The sequence below is a fragment of the Streptomyces sp. NPDC005799 genome (genome assembly GCF_040630525.1).
Taxonomy (GTDB): Bacteria; Actinomycetota; Actinomycetes; order Streptomycetales; family Streptomycetaceae; genus Streptomyces; species Streptomyces griseorubiginosus_B.
In genome coordinates this window covers 1-21,859 of the sequence record NZ_JBEXXQ010000082.1, presented here as the reverse complement: position 1 = coordinate 21,859, position 21,859 = coordinate 1, and the positions used below count along the sequence as shown (strand labels likewise).

The following is a 21,859-nucleotide window of genomic DNA, read 5'->3' as shown; positions in this document are numbered from 1 at the left end:
GGTTGCCCCGCCGGACGCACGGCTGTGTACTGGACGGATGGACGGTCACGGGGGACGGCGCAACAAGGCCGAGCAGGACGCGACGATCGTGGAGGTCGGGTACGCGCTGGTGAGCGCCGCGTTCGCGGCAGCGGTGATCCTCGGGGCGGTCGCCGGTCCGGCGTTGCTCTTCGGTCTGCCCCCGCTGCTGTCGGCGGTACTGCTGCGGGTGGGCCTGACGCTCGCGCCGATCGCCTTCGTCGTCCGGGTGGTGAGTGTCCTGGTGCGGTTCCGGCGTGCGGCTCAGCCCAGCCAGCCCGGCCGCACCAACCCCGACTCGTAGGCCAGCACGACCAGTTGGGCTCGGTCGCGGGCGCCCAGCTTGACCATCGTGCGGCTGACGTGGGTCTTCGCGGTCAGGGGACTGACGACCAGGCGGCGGGCGATCTCCTCGTTGGACAGGCCGATGCCGACCAGGGCCATCACCTCCCGCTCCCGCTCGGTGAGCCCGGCAAGGGCGTCGGCGGCCGCGGGCTCCTTGGAACGGGCGGCGAACTCGGCGATCAGCCGGCGGGTGACCCCGGGGGACAGCAGTGCGTCGCCCTCGACCACCGCCCTGACGGCGCGCAGGAGTTCCTCCGGTTCGGTGTCCTTGACCAGGAAGCCGGAAGCACCCGAGCGGATCGCCTCGAAGACGTACTCGTCCAGTTCGAAGGTGGTCAGCATGACCACCTTCACGTCCCGCAGCGCCGGGTCCGCGTTGATCTCACGAGTGGCGGCCAGCCCGTCCAGCGCGGGCATGCGGATGTCCATCAGCACGACGTCCGGGCGCAGTTCGCGGATCTCACGCACCGCCTCCGCACCGTCGGCGGCCTCGCCGGCCACCTCGATGTCCGGCTGCGCGTCCAGCAGGGCCTTGAAGCCGGCCCGTACCAGTGACTGGTCGTCGGCGAGCAGTACGCGGATCACCGGTCGTTCTCCTTGGTCTGCAGGGGCAGTTCGGCGAGCACCCGGAAGCCCCCGTCGGGACGCGGGCCCGCCTCGATCGTGCCACCGAGCGCGGCGGCCCGCTCCCGCATCCCGGCCAGCCCGTTGCCGCTGCCGCCCGCTTCCGCGCCGGTCGCCGGCCCGTCGTCGTCGATGCGCAGCCGCAGCGTCCGGGGGTCGTGCTCGAGGCGCACGCGCGCGTGCCGCGAGCCGGAGTGCCGTACGACATTGGTGAGCGCTTCCTGGACGATGCGGAAGGCGGCGAGATCCGTACCGGGCGTGAGGCGGGGCGGGGTCCCTTCGACGTCGACGGTCAGTCCCGCGCTCGCCGCCTGCTGCACCAGTTCGGGGAGCCGGTCCAGGCCGGGGGCGGGGGCACGCGGGGCGTCTCCGGGGGTGCGGAGGGTGTCGAGGACCTGGCGGACCTCGCCGAGGGCCTCCTTGCTGGCGGCCTTGATGGTGGTGAGGGCGGTGCGGGCCTGCTCGGGGTCGGTGTCGAGGAGGGCGAGGCCCACGCCGGCCTGGACGTTGATCACCGAGATGCTGTGGGCGAGGACGTCGTGCAGTTCGCGGGCGATCAGCAGCCGCTCCTCGTCGGCCCGGCGCCGGGCCGCCTGGGCCCGCTCGGCACGCTCGCGGGCCCACTGCTCGCGCCGCGTCCGGGTGAGCTCGGCCAACGCGACGATCGCCACCACCCACGCGGCGATCACCCCCTCGCCGGCCCAGGAGGCCGCCGAGTCACCGGAAGGCGGCAGCCATCGGTACAGCCAGTGCGCCACCAGCATGTGCCCGGCCCACAGCATCGCCAGCGCCGCCCAGGCGGCTCGCCGGTGCCCGGCGACGACGGCGCGGAAGCACGCCACGACCACGGCGAGGAAGACCGGCCCGTACGGATATCCGGCGCCGAGATACACCATCGCGGCCGCCGCCGTACCGAAGACGACCAGCACCGGGTGGCGCCCCCGCCACAGCAGCAGGCCAGACGCGACGAGCAGCAGCACACGCGCGAAGACATCGAGCGAGGCACGCGCGCCATGCTGCTGGTGAGCCGCGAACTGGGAGCCGACGAGGACGAAGACGGTGACCACCACGGTGGACCGCCACGGCCACCGCGACCCACGCTCCTCCCCGCCGCGCCCCGGCCACGGCGGCCCGTGCCGCCACCTCCACGGCGGCCCGGCCGCGCGCACCCGCTGCTCCTCCATGCCCGCCACGCTAGACGCCCGCGGGCCGCACGATCGTCAGCCGGACGGGGTGATCACGGGTACTCCTTGGGAAGTACGCCCGCCGGGCGCGCTCACCGCAGCCCCACCCCCCGCGCGAGCTGCCCCGCCGCATGCCGGAAGAAGGACTCCCGGTCCTCGACGACCCGGTTGAACTGGCCGAACAGCTCGAAGCAGACCAGGCCGAACAGCTGCGCCCAGGCCGCGACCAGGGCCGCCGACACCTCCGGCGGGAGGTCGGGGGCGATGTCGGCGGCGAGGCGCTCGGCCTCGGGGCGCAGTTCGGCGGAGAGCGGGGGGAAGTGCACGCCCGGCCCCCTGATGGCGTCGCGGACGATGCCGATGAGGACGAGACCGACGCGGGCGGCGGGCTGGACGGTGGTGTCGGGGGCGACGTAGCCGGGGACCGGGGAGCCGTAGATCAGGGCGTATTCGTGGGGGTGCGCGAGGGACCAGGCGCGTACCGCCTCACAGACGGCGATCCAGCGATCGACCGGCTTGGAGGCGGTGTCGCGAACCGCTTCGGCGGCCTCGCCGAGCGAGTCGTAGGCGTCGATGATGAGCGCGGTCAGCAGGTCGTCGCGGCTGGGGAAGTAGCGGTAGAGGGCGGAGGAGACCATGCCGAGCTCACGGGCCACGGCGCGCAGCGAGAGCTTGGCGGCACCCTCCGCGGCCAGTTGTCTGCGCGCCTCGTCCTTGATGGCGGCGGTGACTTCGATCCTGGCGCGGGCGCGGGCGCTGTGTGCGGTGCTCATGGAGGCCAGTGTCCCATGGAACGAGAGCGGTGCACACAGATGTGAGCAGTGCACAAAAAAGAGAGCACTGCTCTTGCACTGGAGCACCGATCGGGTGCAGACTCTTCATCAAGCGAGAGCAGTGCTCACAAAAGCGAGCAGCGCTCTCCCCGCTCTACTCCACGATGGGGGTCCCCAATGTCCACGCACGTCCAGAAGCCCGGCTGGTTCACCGTCAACGTCTTCAACCGCGCCGTCGCCTGGATGACCCGCCGCGGCATCAGCATCTGGGGCTCACGGGTCCTCGCGGTCCGCGGCCGCAAGAGCGGCGAGTGGCGGACCACCCCCGTCAACCTGCTGGTCGTCGACGGACAGCAGTACCTGCTCGCCCCGCGCGGCCACGTCCAGTGGACGCACAACATGCGCGCGGCCGGCGGCGGCGAGCTGCGCCTGGGCAAGCACGTGGACGTCTTCACCGCCACCGAGATCGCCGACGACGACAAGGTCCCGCTGCTGCGGGCCTACCTCAAGCGCTGGAAGGCCGAGGTCGGCGTCTTCTTCAACGGCGTCGGCCCCGACTCCCCCGACACCGACCTGCGCCGCATCGCCCCCGACCACCCGGTCTTCCGCATCGAGACCGCCAAGTGACCTCACCCCCCGGGCTGGGAGGTGGACCGGTACTTCAAGGGCGTCGCCGTCCGATCCTCCAGCGAGGAGACCGTCGCGGCGGCCCCCGACCGGCAGGTCGTCCTGATCGCGGTCAGGAGCTGACCTCGGTGGTCTCCGACTCGGTGGTCTCCGCCGGCTCCACGGTGACCGGGCGGCGGTCCAGGGCGGTCAGGGCCCGTTGGGCGAAGGGATGGGTACGGACGAGCTCGCCCAGGGACGTCGCTCCCTGGGTGATCTCCTTGAACGCGTTCCACGCGGGCCGGAAACCGGTCAGCGCCGCGTGGAAGAGGCCCGGCCGGCGTTCGAACGCCATCAGCATGCGCTTGCCGACGCTCATCTCGACGCCGAGCCCCGCCTTGATCGCGAACGCGTAGTTCAGCGCCTGACGCCGGGCGTCCACCGCGTCGTGGGCCTCGGCGATCCGCACGGCCCACTCGCCGGCGAGCCGGCCCGAGCGCAGCGCGAACGAGATGCCCTCGCGGGTCCACGGCTCCAGCAGCCCCGCCGCGTCCCCGCACACCAGCACCCGCCCCCGCGACAGCGGGGAGTCGTCGGCCCGGCACCGGGTCAGATGCCCCGAGGAGATGCTGGGCTCGAAACCCGCGAGCCCGAGCCGGCCGACGAACTCCTCCAGGTACCGCTTGGTGGCGGCGCCCTCGCCCCGCGCGGAGATCACGCCGACCGTCAGCGTGTCCCCCTTGGGGAACACCCAGCCGTAACTGCCGGGAATCGGCCCCCAGTCGATCAGCACCCGCCCCCGCCAGTCCTCGGCGACCGTCTCCGGCACCGGGATCTCCGCCTCCAGACCGAGGTCGACCTGGTCCAGCTTGACCCCGACGTGCGCCCCTATCCGGCTGGCGCTGCCGTCCGCGCCGACGACGGCCCGCGCGAGCAGCGTCTGCCCGCCCTGCAGGACCACCGCGACCGTGCGCCGGTCCGGCACCGCCGAGCCGTGCTGCTCGACCCGCTGCACGGTGACGCCCGTACGCAGCTCGGCGCCCGCCTTCTGGGCGTGCTCCACCAGCTGCTGGTCGAACTCCGGGCGGTTGATCAGCCCGAACAGCATCTGCTTGGAGCGGCGGGTACGGGTGAAGCGGCCGTTGTTGGAGAAGGTGACCGCGTGCACCCGGTCCCGGAAGGGCAGCTCGAAACCGGGCGGCAGCGCGTCGCGCGAGGGGCCGATGATGCCGCCGCCACAGGTCTTGTAGCGGGGCAGCTCGGCCTTCTCCAGCAGCAGCACGCGCCGCCCCGCGACCGCCGCCGCGTAGGCGGCCGAAGCCCCCGCGGGTCCCGCGCCCACCACGACGACGTCCCACACCCGCTGCACGTCGTCCGCCGAAGAGTTGTCGCCGCTCACGATGGTCCGCTGCTCCGATCAAGGCTAGGCCGCACCTGTCCCCCGCATCCTACGGCGGACGTCGCCGCAGGCCACTGTGGGAGGATCCCCATATCCACACGTACAACGTCGCACCCACGAGGAGCGTGCCCATGTCGTCGAAATCGGTCGCCGAGACCGTCGCCTCGCTGATGCCGCGGGCCAAGAGCGAGCTCGCGGAGCTGGTGGCCTTCAAGTCGGTGGCGGACTTCGACCAGTTCCCCCGCAGCGAGAGCGAGGGCGCCGCGAACTGGGTCGCCGGCGCCCTGCGCACCGAGGGATTCCAGGACGTGGCGGTGTTCGACACCCCCGACGGCACGCAGTCCGTCTACGGCTACCTGCCCGGCCCCGAGGGCGCCAGGACCGTCCTGCTCTACGCCCACTACGACGTGCAGCCGCCGCTGGACGAGACGGCCTGGACGACCCCGCCGTTCGAGCTGACCGAGCGGGACGGCCGCTGGTACGGGCGCGGGGCCGCCGACTGCAAGGGCGGCGTGATCATGCACCTGCTCGCACTGCGCGCCCTCAAGGCGAACGGCGGCGTGCCGGTGCACGTCAAGGTGATCGCCGAGGGCTCGGAGGAGATGGGCACCGGCGGTCTCGAGCGGTACGCCGAGGAACGCCCGGAGCTGCTCGCGGCCGACACCATCGTCATCGGCGACGCGGGCAACTTCCGCGCCGGGCTGCCGACGGTCACCTCCACCCTGCGGGGCATGACCATGGTCCGCGTCCAGGTGGACACCCTGGAGGGCAATCTGCACTCCGGCCAGTTCGGCGGCGCCGCCCCCGACGCGCTGGCCGCGCTGATCCGCGTGCTCGACTCACTGCGCGCGGAGGACGGCTCGACGACCGTGGACGGGCTGACCGCCGGGAACCGCTGGGAGGGACTGCAGTACGAAGAGGAGCAGTTCCGCCGGGACGCCAAGGTGCTGGACGGGGTCGAGCTGATCGGTTCGGGCACCGTCGCCGACCGCATCTGGGCTCGCCCCGCCGTCACCGTCCTCGGCATCGACTGCCCGCCCGTCGTCGGCGCCACCCCGTCCGTGCAGGCCGGCGCCCGCGCCCTGGTCAGCCTGCGCGTCCCGCCGGGCGTGGACGCGGCCGAGGCGACCAAGCTGCTGCAGGCCCACATCGAGGCCCACACCCCGTGGGGCGCCCGGGTGAGCGTCGAGCAGGTCGGCCAGGGCCAGCCCTTCAGCGCCGACACGACCAGCCCGGCGTACGCGGCGATGGCCGAGGCCATGGCGGTCGCCTACCCCGGCGCGCGGATGCAGTACGCCGGTCAGGGCGGCTCCATCCCGCTGTGCAACACCCTCGCCTCCCTCTACCCCGACGCGGAGATCCTGCTGATCGGTCTGAGCGAGCCGGAGGCCCAGATCCACGCCGTCAACGAGAGCGTGTCGCCGGAGGAGCTGGAGCGTCTGTCGGTCGCCGAGGCGCTGTTCCTGCGCAATTACGCGGCGAGCTGAGCCGCTCTGCCGTCAGCCGAGGGCCCTCGCCGCCGGGCGGGGGCCCTTCTACGGTCGGCCTCATGGACGTCGTCGAGCTTCTCCCCCGCCTCCATCTCCTCCGCTTCCCCGTCGGCCAGGCGTATCTGTGGCGCGACGGCGAGGAGTTGACGATGATCGACACGGGCCCGCCGGGCTCGGCGGCTGCCGTCGCGAAGGTCCTCGGCGGACTACGGCGGATCGTGCTGACCCACTTCCACGAGGATCATGTGGGCGGAGCAGGCGAGTTGGCCGCACGGTGCGGCGCGGAGGTGCTCGCCCACCATCTGGACGCGCCCGTCGTACGGGGCGAACTCCCGGGCACACCCCCGGTGTTGCAGGACTGGGAGCGCCCGGTGCATGCGCGAGCGGCCCGGCGGCTCCCCCGCGTTCCCTGGCCGCGCCCGGCGAAGGTGGGCGAACTGTCCGACGGTGACGTCCTCGACTTCGGCGGCGGCGCGCACGTCGTCCACGTGCCCGGTCACACCGACGGCAGCATCGCGCTCCATCTTCCGCGCCACCGTGTGCTGTTCACCGGGGACGCGGTGGCCGCCGCCCCGACCGACGGCACCGTGATGCCCGGCGTCTTCAACCTCGACCGGGCCCGCGCCGTCAGGTCCTTCCACCGTCTCGCGGAGCTCGACTCCGACACGGCCTGCTTCGGGCACGGCGATCCGGTGATCGGCCACGCGGCAACCGCACTTCGCCGATCGGCGGACAGGTACCCGCTGTCACCCTGACCATGGAGGGCATGTCCGTTGCCGCACGCCGTACCGCTCACGCCGAGATCGCCACCGCCCTGTCCCTGCTCGGCGACCGCGAACTGGCGGACCTGGTCGAGTCGGGGACGCCCCTCGGTGTCGGGATCGGCGGACGTTCGACGCTGGTCGAGGTGGCGGGCCGGCGGGTGTTCGTGAAGCGGGTGCCCGTCACCGACGTCGAGTTGCGACCCGAGAACGCCCGCTCCACCGGGAACCTCTTCCATCTGCCGCCGGGCTGCCACTACGGCACCGGCCGCAGCCCGGGCTTCGGCGCCTGGCGCGAGCTGGCCGCGCACGCCATGACGACGAACTGGGTGCTGGCCGACCGCTTCCCGGGATTCCCGCTGATGCACCACTGGCGGGTGCTGCCGGACACCGTGCAGCCGCTTCCCGAGGAACTGGCCGACGTGGAAGGGACGGTCGCGTACTGGGGCGGCTCACCCCAGGTGCGCGAGCGCCTCGACGCCCTGCGCACGGCGGCCTCGAGCCTCACCCTGTTCCTGGAGTACGTCCCGCACACCCTCCACGACTGGTTCGACGCACAGGTGCGTACCGGGGAGGCGGCGGATCGCGCCTGCGCCCGGGTGGACGCGTGGCTGCGGGAGGTGACCGCCTTCCTCCGGGACCGTGAACTCCTGCATTTCGACGTCCACTTCCAGAACATCCTCACCGACGGCGAGCAGTTCTTCCTCTCCGACCACGGCCTCGCCTTCGGCCCCCGCTTCCGGCTCGCCCGGCAGGAGCGCGCCTTCTTCGACCGGCACCGCGACTACGACCTCGTCCACTCCCGGGCGTACCTGGTGAACTGGCTCGTCACCGCCCTGTACGGCTACGACCGGCAGGAGCGGGAGGCCTTCGTACGGGCCTGCGCGGTCGGGGCGCACGCCGACGGCGTCCCCGCGGCGGCCGCCGCGATCATCGAGCGGGACGCGGCGCTCACCGCCGTCTTCAACGGCTTCCTCGGCAGGCTGCGGACCGAGAGCGGGCTCACCCCCTACCCGTACGAGGAACTCCACCTCGCCTACAACAGCTCCACGTTCTCCGCGTAGTTTCAGGCGACCGGGTTCCCGCCACCGACGACGTCCTCGACCGAGTCAGAGACGGGTTTCGCCCACGGTGGCCGGGAGACGGGCTTCAGCCCATCGGGACGCCCGCCTCCAGATACAGCGCCGCCCCGCGTTCCCGGGCCCGCAGCGCCCAGCGCAGCCGCTCGTAGCGCACCGGCGGCAACAGGTCGGCGGCCTCGGCCTCGCTGACGAACCGCCACTCACGCAACTCCGGCCCCGGCAGCAGCAACCGGGCCGCCTCCGCGGAGTCGAGACGGCCGCCGTCGAACAGCAGCCGCAACCCGCCGAATCCCGGTGGCACGGGCGCCTCCCAGTCGACGACCAGCAGCCGCGGCACGTCGACGAGTTGGATCCCGGTCTCCTCGGCGACCTCGCGCATACCCGCGCGGGCGGGCGCCTCGCCGGGTTCGACGACCCCGCCGGGGAACTCCCAGCCGGGCTTGTAGGTGGGGTCGACGAGGAGGAAACGGTCCTGCTCGTCGAAGAGCAGGACACCGGCCGCGAGGGTCTCGGCGGTGGGTTCGGGGGTCTGTACTATGTCACATTCCACTGCCTCCCCCGACCTGACCGCCTCCGCGATCCGCACCGCCGTCTCGTACGGCGTCAGCGTGCCGTTGTCGACGGGATAGGCGTCCGCCGTGAGCCAGGAGTCGAGGGCGCCGCGGTACGGCTCGATGTGGTCGTACGACCACTGCCGTACGCGCATCTCGCCGTCGGGAAGGTCGGGCGGGACCTCCCGGGTGGCTATACGCTCCCGCAGGATCGTTTCCGCCGGGGCGAGGAGGACATGCCGGACGCCGATCCTGCGCGCGGCGAGGCCGCCGAAGATCTCGTCGCGGTACTCCTGGCGCAGCAGGGTCATGGGGACCACGAGGGTCCCTCCGAGCTCGGCGAGCAGGGCGGCCGCCGTGTCGATCACCATGCGCCGCCAGATCGGCAGGTCCTGGTAGTCACCGACCTCGGCGAGGTGCTTGGCCGGCAGCAGGTGCGTCAGTCCCCCGCCGATGACCTCGGGGTCGAAGAGCGTGCTGTTCGGGATCAGTTCGATCAGTTCCCGTGCGGTGGTCGTCTTTCCCGCACCGAACGCGCCGTTGATCCAGACGATCACGGACTCCCCCTCTTGTGTTGGCCCCCTGAGGCTTGCCCGCTTCACCCTGCCACGGAAACCAGCCCCAGTTGAGGGCGCACATGAGGGAGCGCCGATGCCCCTGTCCGGGGGCACCGGCGCCACGGTCCGCCGTCGGGGTCAGCCGAGGGCCTTGTCGGTGTCGGCGAGGCTGTCGTCGCCGACGGTGTGGGTGACCGTGTCCACGACACGCTCGGGGCTCAGGTCCCCCAGGGTCTGGTGGTCACCGAGAACCTGGTGGTCGCCGCTGTGCGAGGGGCTGATCGCCGCGACGACGAACCCGGTGGCGAGGGAGGCGATGGCCATCATGCTGCGCTTCTTCATGACCGGATCAACTGCCGGAGACGGATCGGGGTCACGCATCCTGGGCATGTCCGATGCGGAGACGCGGCGGGGAGGACGCATGGACGGGACGGACCGGCACGTCCATGTCGACGCGAGGATGCTCCGCGACGGCCCGGCCGTGCGCGGCATGCCGGCGGCCACCTTCGGCCTGGTGGGGGACGCGCCGAGCACGGTGACCACGGGCTGCGGGCAGCGGGTGCCGTACGCCATGACCTCTCGGCGGCCGGAGAGCGTCACGTGTCTGCCCTGCCGCGAGCACGCGGCGGCCGAGCATCTGCGGCAGGCCGAACGGCTGGAACGTCTGGCGGGCTCGCCCGGGACGACCGTCCCCGAGGAGCAGGTACGGCGGGCCGCGGACCGTCTGCGTGACCTCGCCCGGAGGTTCGCGGACGGCTGACCGCGGCCCGCCGGCCTCACCCCTTGGTCGAGCCCAGGGTCAGTCCCGCGATGAAGTGCCGCTGGAGCAGCAGGAAGACCAGGATGGTCGGGAGAGCGACCAGGACCGAGCCCGCGGCCAGGAGGTTGTAGTCGGTGAAGAATTGCCCTCTGAGGTTGTTCAGGGACGACGTGATCGGCAGTTTGTCGGGGTTGGAGATGAAGATCAGGGCCCAGAGGAAGTCGTTGTAGATCCAGGTGAACTCCAGCGTCGCCAGGGCCGCCAGGGCCGGGCGGCACAGGGGCAGGGTGATGCGCCAGAACTGGGTCCACACGCCCGCGCCGTCGACGATCGCCGCCTCCAGGATCTCCTGGGGCAGCGTGCGCATGAAATTGGCGAGGACGAAGACACAGAAACCCATCTGGAAGCCGATGTTGACGATGATCACGGCCCAGTAGGAGTCGTACATCGTCAGCGAGTCGGACATCCACCAGGGCAGCGGGATCTTGTTGAACAGCACGTACAGGGGCGTCACGATCACCTGCTGCGGCAGCAGGTTGCCCGCCGTGAAGAACATCAGCAGCACGATCCCGCCGCGGAGCTTGAGGCGGGAGACGGCGAAGGCGACGAAGGCGGCCAGGAACAGCGTCACGATGACGGCCGGTACGGCGATCATCAGTGTGTTGGTGAAGTACTTGCCCATGCCGGACTCGGTGTAGGCCCGGCGGTAGTAGTCGAAGGACAGGTGCTTGGGCCAGGAGAGGTAGCCGTGCTGCGCCGTGTCCTGGTACGGGCGCAGACTCGCGTAGACGGCGAGCAGCAGGGGCGCGAGGAAGGCGAGGGAGACCGCCGTCAGGAAGATGTGCACGCCCCAACGACCACGTCGGGGGCTGGACTTCACAGGGCGGGCCGGGGAGGGGGCCGTGCGGTGCACGGGTGCGGTGGTGCGGATGTCTGCGGTCATCGCTCGCGCGCACCTCGCAGCTCCTGGACCAGGAACGTCACGATGAATCCCAGCGACACGACGAGCAGCACGACGGCGATCGCGGAGCCGAAGCCGATGCGGCTGGCCTCGCCGATGATGTTGTCGGTGATGAGGACGGAGAGCAGTTCCAGTCCGTTGCGGCCCTTGTTGACGGCGTAGACGATGTCGAAGGCCCTCAGCGCCTCGATCACGGTGATGACACCGACGATGACGTTGACCGGCCGCAGGGTCGGGAAGACCACGCGGAAGAAGGTCTGGCGTTCGTTGGCGCCGTCGATGGCGGCCGCTTCCTTGAGCGCGGGATCGACGGACTTCAGTCCGGCCAGGTAGAGGATCATCACATAGCCGACGTGCCGCCAGCCGGCCGCGATCATGATCATCCAGAGGTTGAGGTGCGAGTCGCCCAGCCAGTCGACCGGGTCGTCGTGGTTGTTGAGGATGGTGTTGATCACGCCCTGGTCGGTGCCGAGGATCAGCTGGGCGATGAAGCCGACGATCGCGAGCGAGAGCACGACCGGCAGGTAGATGACGGACTGGTAGAAGCGGCTGAAGCGGACGCCCCGGTCGATCAGCACGGCCAGGAAGAGACCGAAGGGCGTGGCGATCAGGCCGAGGAAGAGCAGCCACATGACGTTGTGGCGGACGGCCGGCCAGAAGGGCGGGTAGTTGTCGGCCAGGTTCCGGTAGTTGTCCAGGCCGACCCAGTGGATGTCGCCGATGCCGTCCCAGGCTGTGAAGGACAGGCCTATCGAGGCGAGGGTCGGGCCCCAGACGATGGCGAGGTCGAGCAGGATCGGGATGCCGAGCAGCACGCCGAGGACGACGGCGTCGCGACGGGTGAACCGCCGCAGGCGCCGCCGCCGTCCGGCGCGTCGCGGGAAGGTGAGCGCCACGGAAACTTGTCCCCCAGTGATCAGCCGACGGGCTGCGAGAAGATGGACTTCTTCTGCCGCTCGATGCTGTTGCACAGCCCGTCGACGTCCTTCGGGTTGCCGATGAAGTCCTGGATCGACTGGATCATCACGGTCGACGCGAAGTCGGGGCGGGTGTCGCGGTCCAGGAACTGCGAGATCTGCTTCGCCTGCGAGACGAGTTGTGCGGACTTCTTCTGCAGGGCGCTGTAGTGGGAGGTGTCGGCGCCGGAGTTGACGGCCACGTTGTTGGGGTCGTAGGTGAGGTAGGTGTCCTCGGCCTCCGGCTTGCCCAGCCACTTGAGCAGGTCCTTCGCACCGGTCAGGTTCTTGGACTTCTTCGCGACGAGGAACCCGTCGATGGGGGCCTCGACGGCGTCCTGGCCCCACTGCGGGTCGATCTCGGGGAAGGCGAAGAAGTCGATGTCGTCCCGCTCGTTCTCGGGGAACTGGGTACCGGGGTGCGGCATGCCGAAGACGGCCATGCCGGTCTTGCGCTGCTGCAGACTCTGCCCGGCCTCCTCCCAGGTCCGGCCGAGGGCGCCCTTCTGGTAGTACGGCATGAGTTCGCGCCAGGTGTCGAAAACGTTCTTCACCTTGGTGTCGGTCCACGGTTCCTCGCCCGCCATCAGGGACTTGTGGAAGTCGTAGCCGTTCAGGCGCAGATTGATGTAGTCGAAGGTGCCCATCGCGGGCCAGCCGTCCTTGTCGCAGAAAGCGACCGGATTGCCGTCCTTCTGCATCTGTTTGGCCAGGGCGATGAAGTCGTCCCACTTGGTGGGCTGTTGATAGCCCTTCTGCTGGAACAGGCTCTTCCGGTGGAACACCGCCCACGGATAGTAGTAGTACGGCACGAAGTACTGTTTGCCGTCGTGCGTGGACTGCGCCTTCAACGCGTCCGAGAATCCCGAGAACGTCTTCCACACATCGCTGATCTCGGTCAGCAGGCCTTTCTCCGCGAAGTACTGCATGCGGTACCCGGCGAACCACATGAACACGTCGTCGGGGGTGCCCTGCAGATAGCGGTTGATGTTCTCCTGGAAGTCGTTGTGGTCCTTGGTGTTGACCTTCACCTTCTTCCCGGACTTCTTCTCGTACGCCTGGAAGGCTGCGGCGTACGCCTTCTTCGGTACGGCGTCCGAGGCGTTGGAGCCGACGGAGACCTCCTTCTTGTCGCCGCCGGGTCCGCTCCCGCACGCCGACAGCAGGGCGGGCAGTGTCACCGCGCCGGCACCGAGGGCCGCACCGCGTAAGAGATTTCGCCGGGACATCCGATGACCTGCCTGGTCATTGGACTGGGCCAACCGGCCGAACGATGACTGCGCCATGTCCCCCTCCTCGGGTTGCCACCCCACACAACCGAACGCGTGGCTTGGATCTCACCTCCGTGTGGCCTTGGCGTCAAGGGTTCTGACGGGATACCGAACAACCGTTACCTCATCTCTTCCAACAGAGTCCGACACGACTTACCGTAAACGCGCACCGATGACGAGGACATGATGTCCTCCTACCTTTCGCGTGTTCGGAGGAAACGTAACGATGCGTCACCTTCACCCCCGCACAACCCGCCGAAGAGTGGTCGGAGCGTTCGCCGCGAGCCTTCTGTGCGCGGCCGGACTCGCCGCGCCGGCTCTCGCGGCACCCCCCGCCGGGCCTGTGGCACCCACCCTGGCGGACGGTCTGGCCCTCACCCCGCCGATGGGCTTCAACAACTGGAACTCCACGCACTGCCGTGCCGATTTCAACGAGTCCATGGTCAAGGGAATCGCGGACATCTTCGTCGAGAAGGGCCTCAAGGACGCCGGCTATCAGTACGTCAACCTCGACGACTGCTGGGCGCTGCCGAACCGGGACGCGGACGGCAGACTCGTCCCGGATCCGGTCCGCTTCCCCAACGGGATCAAGGCGGTCGCGGACTATGTCCACTCCAAGGGACTCAAGCTCGGGATCTACACCAGCGCGGGCACCAAGACCTGCAACAGCGCCGGCTTCCCGGGTGCGCTCGGCCATGAGTACAGCGACGCCCAGCAGTTCGCGGACTGGGGCGTCGACTACCTCAAGTACGACAACTGCAACAACCAGGGTGTGGACGCCAAGTTGCGCTACACGACCATGCGGGACGCCCTGAAGGCGACTGGCCGGCCCATCGTCTACAGCATTTGCGAATGGGGCCAGAACAAACCATGGGAATGGGCCGCCGACGTAGGCCATTTGTGGCGCACCACCGGTGACATCAGTGACAACTGGGGCTCGATGGTGGGGATTCTGAAGAAGAACCTGCCGCTCGCGCCGTATGCCGGCCCCGGGCACTGGAACGACCCGGACATGCTGGAGGTCGGCAACGGCGGCATGACCGACACCGAGTACCGCACGCACTTCTCGATGTGGTCGATCATGGCCGCGCCGCTGCTCATCGGCTCCGACCTGCGCAAGGCGACCCCGGCGACCTTCGACATCCTCGACAACAAGGAGGTCGTCGCGGTCGACCAGGATCCGCTGGGCAAGCAGGGCACGGTCGTCTCCTCCGAGGGCGGGCGCTGGGTCGTCGCCAAGGAGATGAAGGACGGCAGCCGCACGGTGGCCCTCTTCAACGAGTCCGACTCCGCCCAGCACATCGCCACCACCACCGCGGCCGTCGGCCTGCCCGAGGCTCCCGCCTACAGCCTGCGGGACCTGTGGCAGCACCGCAGCTACAACACCGCGGGCGCCATCTCAGCGACCGTCCCGGCGCACGGCACGGTCCTGGTACGGGTCTTCGCCGACCGCGCCTGGGCGCTGCACCCGCCCGCCGTCGAAACCGGTCTGGAGGGCAGCCCGTTGATCGAGGCGGGCAAACCGGCCGCGCCGACCACGGTCGTGACGGACCTGGGCCGCACCCCCGCACTGCTCGTGTCGGCCGGCCTCACGGGACCCGACGGCTGGACCGTCCGGGCGACCTCCCCGACCCACGCCCTCGTCCTGCCGACCGGCCGCTCCCTGCGCACCAAGTGGTCGGTCACCGCGCCACCGGGGACGCCGACGGGGTCGTACGCGCTGACCCTCAGGGCGAGTTACCGCTCGGCGACCGGTGCCCGCGTCGACAGCTCGGTCCCGCTGACGGTGTCCGTCGTCGTGCCCCCGCCCGCGGGTACCTCGTCCCTCGGCGATCTGCCGTGGCTGTCGGCCACCAACGGCTACGGACCGGTCGAGCGCAACACCAGCAACGGCGAGAGCAAGGCGGGTGACGGGCATCCGATCACCCTCGGCGGCGTGGTGTACGCCAAGGGGCTCGGTGTCCACGCGGACAGCGACGTCGAGTTCTACACCGGCACGGCGTGCGCCACGCTCACCGCGGACGTCGGCGTGGACGACGAGAAGGGCGCCAAGGGCACCGTCGCCTTCGAGGTCTGGGCCGACGGCACCAAGGTCGCCTCGACCGGCGTCCTGACCAACGCGATGCCGGCGCAGCCGCTCACCGCGGACGTGACCGGCGCCCAGGTGGTCCGTCTCGTCGTCACCGACGGCGGAGACGGCAACGACTCGGACCACGCGGACTGGGCGGACGCACGACTGACCTGCTGATCCCCCGCGAGGGGCTCCTAGGGCGCACCGGTGAGCCGGTGCCGCCGCGGGCAGGGCCCACAAGCCTTCAGGCGGGGCCGCTGAGCCCGCTCGGGGAGTTCGGCGGCCCCGCCTGAACGTTCCTGCCCTCCGAGGCCCCGAGAGCGCCCCCTGGGCGCTCAGACCGCGGCCGCGTCCGCCCGCTTGGCGAGCGCGGCCGCGGCCGCTCCCACCAGTCCGGCGTCCGTGCCCATCTGCGCCGGGGTGATCTCCAGCCGCTGCACGAAGGAGAGCGTCGCGTAGCTGCCGAGGGCCTTGCGCAGCGGGGTGAACAGCACGTCGCCCGCCTTGCCCACGCCCCCGCCGATCACCGCGACGTCGATCTCGACGAGGGTCGCGGTGGCCGCGATCCCGGCGGCGAGCGCCTGCGCCGCCCGCTCGAAGGAGGCCACGGCGACCGGGTCGCCGGCCCGGGCGGCGGCGGCCACGGCGGCGGCCGACGTGTCACCGTCCGGGCCGGGCACCCAGCCTTTCTCGATCGCGCGGCGGGCGATGTTCGGTCCGCTGGCGATGCGCTCCACGCAGCCACGCGAACCGCACGGACACAGATCCCCGTCCAGGTCCACGCTGATGTGGCCGATGTGGCCCGCGTTGCCCGTGGGACCGGGGTGGAGTTGACCGTTCAGGACGAGCCCGCCTCCGACGCCGGTGGAGACCACCATGCACAGCGCGTTGTCGTGGCCGCGGGCCGCGCCCTGCCAGTGCTCGGCCGCCGTGATGGCCACGCCGTCGCCGATCAGCTCGACCGGCAGACCGCCGGCCGCGTCCCGCACCCGCTGGACCAGCGGGTAGTCGCGCCAGCCCGGGACGTTGACCGGGCTGACGGTGCCCGCGGAGGCGTCCACCGGTCCGGCGCTGCCGATACCGAGGGCCGTGGCGTGCCCCCACAGGGGCGAGGCGGTGAGTTCGCCGAGGACGTCCACCACGGCGCCCATCACGGTCTCGCCGTCCTGCTGCGCGGGCGTCGCGCGCTGGGCGCGCACCACGATCTGGCCGTGGCCGTCCACCAGCGCCCCGGCGATCTTGGTGCCGCCGATGTCCAGCGCGGCCACGAGGTCGGTCTGCATCTGTGTCGGATCTCCCGGTCAACCAATCGGATCCCCGTCGGCGCGGGGGGAGTTCCCCCTCCGCCACGGAGAAGTGCGGGCCGGTCTGGCGGTGGGGACGCAGGCCGGAGATTGCGTTGTACAGTGTCTCTCGCATATGACAACGTTGTCCAGGCTCTATGCTCGACGCCACATCCTCATACAAACTCATGGTCCGACGCATCCCCATGGACGAGACAGGACAGGACAGCGCATCGTGCCCGAGACCGCCCGCCGTACAGACCGCCTTTCCGGGAGCCGTTACGGCAACCGTCCGACCATGAAGGACGTGGCCGCGCGCGCCGGAGTCGGGCTGAAGACCGTCTCCCGCGTGGTCAACGGCGAGCCCGGCGTGACCCCCGAGACGGAGCGCCGGGTGCAGGAGGCCATCGACGCACTGGGCTTCCGCCGCAACGACAGCGCGCGCGTGCTGCGCAAGGGCCGTACCGCCAGCATCGGACTGGTCCTGGAGGATCTCGCCGACCCGTTCTACGGCCCCCTCAGCCGCGCGGTCGAGGAGGTGGCCCGCGCGCACGGCGCCCTGCTGATCAACGGCTCCAGCGCGGAGGACCCGGACCGTGAGCAGGAGTTGGCGCTGGCGCTGTGCGCACGGCGGGTGGACGGGCTGGTGGTGATCCCCGCCGGGGACGACCACCGCTATCTGGAGCCGGAGATCAAGGCGGGCGTCGCCACGGTGTTCGTGGACCGTCCGGCCGGGAAGATCGACGCGGACGTCGTCCTGTCGGACAACTACGGGGGCGCCCGGGACGGCGTCGCCCATCTGATCGCCCACGGCCACCGCCGGATCGGGTTCATCGGCGACATGCCCCGCATCCACACCGCCGCCGAGCGCCTGCGCGGCTACCGGGCCGCCATGGAGGACGCGGGCATCGAGTTGGCCGACGCCTGGATGTCCCTGGGTGTCACGGATCCGCAGCGGGTGCGGCGGGCGGCCGAGGAGATGCTGTCCGGGCCGGACCCGGTCACGGCGATCTTCACGGGCAACAACCGGGTCACCGTCACCGCGGTGCGCGTCCTCGCCGAACACAAGCGCCCGGTCGCCCTTGTCGGCTTCGACGACTTCGAGCTCGCCGATCTGCTCCAGCCGGGCGTCACGGTCGTGGCGCAGGACGCGGCGGCACTCGGCCGTACCGCCGCGGAGCGGCTCTTCCGCCAGCTCGACGGCGACCTGATCACGCCGGAGCGCATAGAGCTGCCCACCCGGCTGATCACCCGCGGATCGGGCGAACTGCCGCCGGCGGACTGAGGCACGCATGCGGGAGCGAACCCTCGAAGCGCTGGGCCTGGCGAAGGCCCCGCGCGACCATCCCCTGCTCTACCCGGGCGCGTGGCCCACGGAGTCCGGACTCCTCTCCGGCGACCATCTGCTGCCGCTGGACCGGCTCGTGCACGACGAGGACCGGGTGCCGGTCCTGGCGGTGGGTTCCAACGGCTGCCCCGGCCAACTGCGCGGGAAGATGGCCGAGTCGGGGATCACCTCGCCCGTCCCGATGGTGAAGGCGTACGTCACCGGGATCGACGTCGGTGTCTCCGCGCACGTCAGCCGCCTCGGGTATGTCTCGGCGGCGCCGTTCCAGGCACCGGACACTGTGCGGGAGTTGTTCGTGACGTGGCTGAACGCCGAGCAGCTGGCGGTGATCGACGCGAGCGAGGGCGTACCGCTGCCGTACGGCAACTTCCGGCGGGCCTGGCTGCCGTCGCCGGAGGTGCGGATCGAACTGGAGGACGGCACGCGGCTGCCCGGCGCGTACGTCTACGTCAACCGGCGCGGGGTCCTGCACAACGGCACCCCGGCGCCACGGACGCATCCCGGGCAGCGGGAGCTGCTGACCGAACTCCTCGTGGGATCGGCCCGCTTGCGGGAACTGTTCGGTGTGACGCCCGAGGAGTTCTGCGCACGGGCCCGTGCCGACGTACGGCTGTGCGAGCGGGGCACCCGGGTGTTCGCCGAGGAGAAACTGGTCACGGCGTCGGGGCTGGAGCGGTTCGTGCGGGATCAGCAGACCGGGAGCCCGGGGACCGGCTGATCATGGTCGCCGCCCCGGATGTAGACGTCGCTGACGTTGACGTTCGTGTTGCCGCTGTCGTCGGCCGTCCTCGCCCACCACACCTTGGTCCACTGGCCGTAGGTCTCACGGCGGCCGAGGTTCTGCCGGCAGTGGAAGTGGTTGCCGCCCGCGTGCAGCACACCGGCCTCGGCGCCGGAGGCGGTGGAGGACTTCGCTTCCCGCCAGACCGCGCAGTCGTACTTGCCGCCGCCGATGGACGTACAGGAGGGCGCCGGAGCAGTGGCACCACCGTGACCGGAGCCGGCACCCCGGCACCCCGGCACCGGCAAGACCGACGCCCGCGACGCCTACGTCATCGCCGATGCCGCCCGCACCATGCCCCACCTGCTGCACTCCATCGACCCCGACGAAAGCGTGCGGGCCGTTCCTGTGACAGTCCTTGCGTGCCGAACAGACTTCGGGGCCGGGGCGACAACACCAGGCGACGGTGACGGCTGTGACGGGTCTGCTTACGTGCCGGAGACGGTGAGGTCGCCGCGCCGCGGCGCCGCGAAGCCCTCCAGGTCGGCCCTGGTCAGACCGGTCAACCGGGCCACCTCGGCGATGTCGAGGGCGCCGCAGTCCAGGCCGCGCAGCAGATAGCCGCTGAGGGCCTTGGCGGTGGCGGGCTCGTCCATCACGTCGCCGCCGACCCGGCCCGCGTACCGGGCGAGCCGGGCGGCTGCCTGCTCGAAGCCCTCGCGATAGAAGGCGAACACGGCCGCGTACCGGGTGGGGATGTGGCCGGGGTGCATGTCCCAGCCCTGGTAGTAGGCGCGGGCGAGGGCGCGGCGGGTCAGGCCGTAGTGCAGGCGCCAGGCGTCGTGGACCTTCGCCGTCGGGCCGACGGGCAGCACGTTGGTCGAGCCGTCCGAGACACGGACCCCCGTGCCGGCCGCCGCGACCTGCATCACCGCCTTGGCGTGGTCGGCGGCCGGGTGGTCGCTTGCCTGGTGGGCGGCGGAGACACCGAGACAGGCGCTGTAGTCGAAGGTGCCGTAGTGCAGTCCGGTGGCGCGCCCCTCGGCGGCCTGGATCATCCGGGCGACGGTGGCGGTGCCGTCCGTGGCCAGGATGGACTGGCTGGTCTCGATCTGGATCTCGAAGCCGATCCGTCCGGCCTGCAGACCGTGGACCTTCTCGAACTCCTCCAGCAGCCGTGCGAACGCGGTGACCTGCTCGGCGTACGTCACCTTCGGCAGCGTCAGCAGCAGCCCCTCGGGCAGTCCGCCCGCGCGCATCAGGCCGGTGAGGAAGACGTCGAGGGTACGGATGCCCCGGTCCCGCACCGCGGCCTCCAGGCACTTCATGCGGATGCCCATGTACGGCGCGGCGGTCCCCTTCTCGTACGCCTCGGAGACCAGCCGGGCCGCGCGGGCCGCCGTCTCGTCCTCCTCGACGTCCGGGCGGAGTCCATAGCCGTCCTCGAAGTCCACGCGCAGGTCTTCGACCGGCTCGCGCTCCAACTTGGCGCGCACGCGCGCGTAGACGGGCTCGGCGAGCTCGTCGGACAGACCCAGGACCGCGGCGAAGGAGGCGGCGTCCGGGGCGTGTTCGTCGAGGGCGGCCAGCGCCCGGTCGCCCCAGGAGCGGATGGTGTCGGCGGCGAAGGCGTCCCCGGGGACGTACACGGTGTGGACGGGCTGGCGGGTGCCGGGGTCGCCGGGGTAAAGGCGCTCCAACTCGGCGTCGACCGGGGCGAGGGAGGCACTGATCTCCTCGCTGACAGCGCCCGCGAGGCTCGTCGCCACTGTCTCCTGCTGGCCCTGGCCCATCCCATACCCTCCTGTTTTCCGCTCTACGGAATCAACAATCCGTAGAACGAAGGTATCCGTGCACCTCGGGATGGTCAACACCATGTCCACACCCGGCCACGCCGTCACCTCGGCATGTTCACGACCCACTCACACCCGGGTATCACACTGCTCGACACACAACTCGCCCCGACGGGCGACTCGTTTGGCCTCGCGACCGAAGGAGCCCCCGTGCCGAACCAGCACCGAGTCCCCCGCCGACTGGGCCTCAAGGCCTTGCTGGCCGCGGCGGTCACCCTCCCCCTGTCCAGCGCGGCCGCGGTCTCCGCCCCGTCCGCCTCGGCGGAGGCGCCCCGGGTCCGCCGCGCCCCGGTGACCGGGCACCGGGTCCCCGATCTGCGCGTGATGACGTTCAACCTGCGGTTCGCCAGCACGGAGGAACCCGACAGCTGGGCCGACCGCCGCCCCGCGATGAGGCGGCTGCTGCGCGCGGCGGCCCCCGATGTCCTCGGCACCCAGGAGGGCCTCTACCGGCAACTGCGCGACATCGCGTCCGACCTCGCTCCGCATTACGCCTGGATCGGCACCGGTCGCGAACGGATCAGCGGTGACGAGTCAACGGCCCTGTACTACGACACCCGCCGCCTCTCGCCCGTCGAGCACGGCACGTTCGCGCTGTCGGACACCCCGGACGTGCTCGGTTCGGAGACCTGGGGCGGGGACACGCCCCGTACGGCCACCTGGGTGCGGTTCCGCGATCTCAGCGCCTTCGGCCGCGAGTTCCTCATCCTCAACACCCACCTCGACAACGCGAGCCAGTACGCGCGCGAACGGGCGGCCTCCCTCATCGTCCAGCGGATCGCCCGGCTCCGCGGCACGCTGCCGGTCGTGGTGACCGGCGACTTCAACGCCTACGCTCATGCCAATCGCGCCTACGACACGATGGTCGGCACAGGACTCGTCGACGCCTGGGACGCGGCAGCCCGGCGCGGGCCGCTGTACGGGACGTTCCATGCCAGGTACCGGCCGCCGCAGCCGAACGGCGAGCGCATCGACTGGATCTTCGTCTCCCCCACCGTCATGGTCGAACAGGCGTCGATCGACACGTCCTCACTGGACGGCCAGTACCCCAGCGACCATTTCCCCGTCCAGGTCTCGCTGCGCCTGAAGTGAGACGAGGCCCCCGCGACCGTTCGTGTGGTCGCGGGGGCCTCGTACGGCCGTCCGGTGATCAGCCCTTGCGGGTGTTGATCTCCTCGGTGAGCTGGGGGACGACGTCGAAGAGGTCGCCGACCACGCCGTAGTCGACCAGGTCGAAGATCGGGG

Annotated in this window: 21 protein-coding genes and 2 pseudogenes; 11 read left to right on the top strand and 12 right to left on the bottom strand. The window is 70.9% G+C overall.

Annotated features, from left to right (window positions below):
* Positions 1–37: 37 nt before the first annotated feature.
* Positions 38–322, top strand: coding sequence for a DUF6332 family protein (locus tag ABZ453_RS46490; protein ID WP_359025440.1), 285 nt, complete (start codon positions 38–40; stop codon positions 320–322).
* On the opposite strand, the gene ABZ453_RS46485 is transcribed toward ABZ453_RS46490, so the two are convergent.
* The 3 genes from ABZ453_RS46485 to ABZ453_RS46475 all read right to left on the bottom strand — a co-directional run bounded on the left by ABZ453_RS46485 (position 283) and on the right by ABZ453_RS46475 (position 2,944).
* The gene (locus ABZ453_RS46485; RefSeq protein ID WP_359025438.1) at positions 283–948 is read right to left on the bottom strand and encodes a response regulator transcription factor; all 666 of its coding nucleotides are present in this window, start codon (positions 946–948) and stop codon (positions 283–285) included. The two genes, ABZ453_RS46490 and ABZ453_RS46485, sit on opposite strands and share 40 nt — an antisense overlap.
* Positions 945–2,171 carry a sensor histidine kinase gene (locus tag ABZ453_RS46480; RefSeq protein ID WP_359025436.1) on the bottom strand — a complete coding sequence of 409 codons (1,227 nt, stop codon included), beginning with the start codon at positions 2,169–2,171 and terminating at the stop codon, positions 945–947. The genes ABZ453_RS46485 and ABZ453_RS46480 overlap by 4 nt, the downstream gene beginning before the upstream one ends.
* A 92-nt stretch (positions 2,172–2,263) precedes the next feature.
* Entirely contained in the window at positions 2,264–2,944 is a 681-nt protein-coding gene (locus ABZ453_RS46475) for a TetR/AcrR family transcriptional regulator (protein ID WP_359025434.1), read from the bottom strand.
* 177 nt (positions 2,945–3,121) lie between these two features.
* Between ABZ453_RS46475 and ABZ453_RS46470 the strand changes: the two genes are divergently transcribed.
* Positions 3,122–3,571, top strand: a complete 450-nt coding sequence (locus ABZ453_RS46470; RefSeq protein ID WP_359025432.1) for a nitroreductase family deazaflavin-dependent oxidoreductase — start codon at positions 3,122–3,124, stop codon at positions 3,569–3,571.
* A 112-nt stretch (positions 3,572–3,683) separates the two neighbouring features.
* Here the strand turns inward: ABZ453_RS46470 and ABZ453_RS46465 are convergent, their stop codons facing one another.
* Positions 3,684–4,949, bottom strand: a complete 1,266-nt coding sequence (locus ABZ453_RS46465) for a geranylgeranyl reductase family protein (RefSeq protein WP_359025430.1) — start codon at positions 4,947–4,949, stop codon at positions 3,684–3,686.
* A gap of 131 nt (positions 4,950–5,080) precedes the next feature.
* Between ABZ453_RS46465 and ABZ453_RS46460 the strand changes: the two genes are divergently transcribed.
* From ABZ453_RS46460 to ABZ453_RS46450, 3 genes are all read left to right on the top strand, one after another.
* The gene (locus ABZ453_RS46460) at positions 5,081–6,436 is read left to right on the top strand and encodes a dipeptidase (protein ID WP_359025428.1); all 1,356 of its coding nucleotides are present in this window, start codon (positions 5,081–5,083) and stop codon (positions 6,434–6,436) included.
* A gap of 62 nt (positions 6,437–6,498) precedes the next feature.
* Positions 6,499–7,194, top strand: coding sequence for an MBL fold metallo-hydrolase (locus ABZ453_RS46455; protein WP_359025426.1), 696 nt, complete (start codon positions 6,499–6,501; stop codon positions 7,192–7,194).
* A gap of 11 nt (positions 7,195–7,205) precedes the next feature.
* Complete coding sequence (locus ABZ453_RS46450; RefSeq protein WP_359025425.1) at positions 7,206–8,264, top strand: protein kinase family protein; 1,059 nt, start codon at positions 7,206–7,208, stop codon at positions 8,262–8,264.
* Positions 8,265–8,349: 85 nt separating this feature from the next.
* On the opposite strand, the gene ABZ453_RS46445 is transcribed toward ABZ453_RS46450, so the two are convergent.
* Positions 8,350–9,390 (bottom strand): NUDIX domain-containing protein, encoded by a 1,041-nt coding sequence (locus ABZ453_RS46445; RefSeq protein ID WP_359025423.1) that lies wholly within the window; start codon positions 9,388–9,390, stop codon positions 8,350–8,352.
* A 138-nt stretch (positions 9,391–9,528) separates the two neighbouring features.
* Positions 9,529–9,732: a hypothetical protein gene (locus tag ABZ453_RS46440; protein ID WP_359025421.1), complete on the bottom strand. Its 204-nt coding sequence runs from the start codon at positions 9,730–9,732 to the stop codon at positions 9,529–9,531.
* 79 nt (positions 9,733–9,811) lie between these two features.
* Between ABZ453_RS46440 and ABZ453_RS46435 the strand changes: the two genes are divergently transcribed.
* Positions 9,812–10,150, top strand: coding sequence for a hypothetical protein (locus ABZ453_RS46435; RefSeq protein WP_359025419.1), 339 nt, complete (start codon positions 9,812–9,814; stop codon positions 10,148–10,150).
* 16 nt (positions 10,151–10,166) lie between these two features.
* Here the strand turns inward: ABZ453_RS46435 and ABZ453_RS46430 are convergent, their stop codons facing one another.
* Genes ABZ453_RS46430 through ABZ453_RS46420 form a run of 3 tightly spaced genes read right to left on the bottom strand, consistent with a single transcriptional unit; the run spans position 10,167 to position 13,296 of the window.
* Positions 10,167–11,093 (bottom strand): carbohydrate ABC transporter permease, encoded by a 927-nt coding sequence (locus tag ABZ453_RS46430; RefSeq protein WP_359025417.1) that lies wholly within the window; start codon positions 11,091–11,093, stop codon positions 10,167–10,169.
* Positions 11,090–12,007 (bottom strand): sugar ABC transporter permease, encoded by a 918-nt coding sequence (locus tag ABZ453_RS46425; RefSeq protein ID WP_359025415.1) that lies wholly within the window; start codon positions 12,005–12,007, stop codon positions 11,090–11,092. Before ABZ453_RS46425 ends, ABZ453_RS46430 begins: the two co-directional genes overlap by 4 nt.
* Positions 12,008–12,027: 20 nt before the next feature.
* Positions 12,028–13,296 (bottom strand): ABC transporter substrate-binding protein, encoded by a 1,269-nt coding sequence (locus ABZ453_RS46420; protein WP_359025464.1) that lies wholly within the window; start codon positions 13,294–13,296, stop codon positions 12,028–12,030.
* Between the two features lie 268 nt (positions 13,297–13,564).
* Between ABZ453_RS46420 and ABZ453_RS46415 the strand changes: the two genes are divergently transcribed.
* Positions 13,565–15,586: an NPCBM/NEW2 domain-containing protein gene (locus ABZ453_RS46415; protein WP_359025412.1), complete on the top strand. Its 2,022-nt coding sequence runs from the start codon at positions 13,565–13,567 to the stop codon at positions 15,584–15,586.
* 158 nt (positions 15,587–15,744) lie between these two features.
* Here ABZ453_RS46415 and ABZ453_RS46410 read toward each other — a convergent pair whose 3' ends face one another.
* Entirely contained in the window at positions 15,745–16,692 is a 948-nt protein-coding gene (locus tag ABZ453_RS46410; protein WP_359025411.1) for an ROK family protein, read from the bottom strand.
* Between the two features lie 235 nt (positions 16,693–16,927).
* Between ABZ453_RS46410 and ABZ453_RS46405 the strand changes: the two genes are divergently transcribed.
* Positions 16,928–17,977, top strand: a complete 1,050-nt coding sequence (locus ABZ453_RS46405; protein ID WP_359025409.1) for a LacI family DNA-binding transcriptional regulator — start codon at positions 16,928–16,930, stop codon at positions 17,975–17,977.
* Positions 17,978–17,984: 7 nt separating this feature from the next.
* Positions 17,985–18,758 (top strand): hypothetical protein, encoded by a 774-nt coding sequence (locus tag ABZ453_RS46400; protein ID WP_359025407.1) that lies wholly within the window; start codon positions 17,985–17,987, stop codon positions 18,756–18,758.
* Here ABZ453_RS46400 and ABZ453_RS46395 read toward each other — a convergent pair.
* Positions 18,728–19,024, bottom strand: a pseudogene (locus ABZ453_RS46395) (serine/threonine protein kinase); the annotation flags it as partial. The gene ABZ453_RS46400 and the pseudogene ABZ453_RS46395 overlap by 31 nt on opposite strands.
* 28 nt (positions 19,025–19,052) lie before the next feature.
* On the opposite strand from ABZ453_RS46395, the pseudogene ABZ453_RS46390 reads away from it, so the two are divergent.
* Positions 19,053–19,142, top strand: a pseudogene (locus ABZ453_RS46390) (transposase); the annotation flags it as partial.
* 107 nt (positions 19,143–19,249) lie between these two features.
* Here the strand turns inward: ABZ453_RS46390 and ABZ453_RS46385 are convergent.
* Positions 19,250–20,554: an aldolase gene (locus tag ABZ453_RS46385; protein ID WP_359025405.1), complete on the bottom strand. Its 1,305-nt coding sequence runs from the start codon at positions 20,552–20,554 to the stop codon at positions 19,250–19,252.
* 210 nt (positions 20,555–20,764) lie between these two features.
* Here ABZ453_RS46385 and ABZ453_RS46380 point away from each other — a divergent pair, with 210 nt between their 5' ends.
* Positions 20,765–21,706, top strand: coding sequence for an endonuclease/exonuclease/phosphatase family protein (locus tag ABZ453_RS46380; protein WP_359025403.1), 942 nt, complete (start codon positions 20,765–20,767; stop codon positions 21,704–21,706).
* Positions 21,707–21,859: the final 153 nt, after the last annotated feature.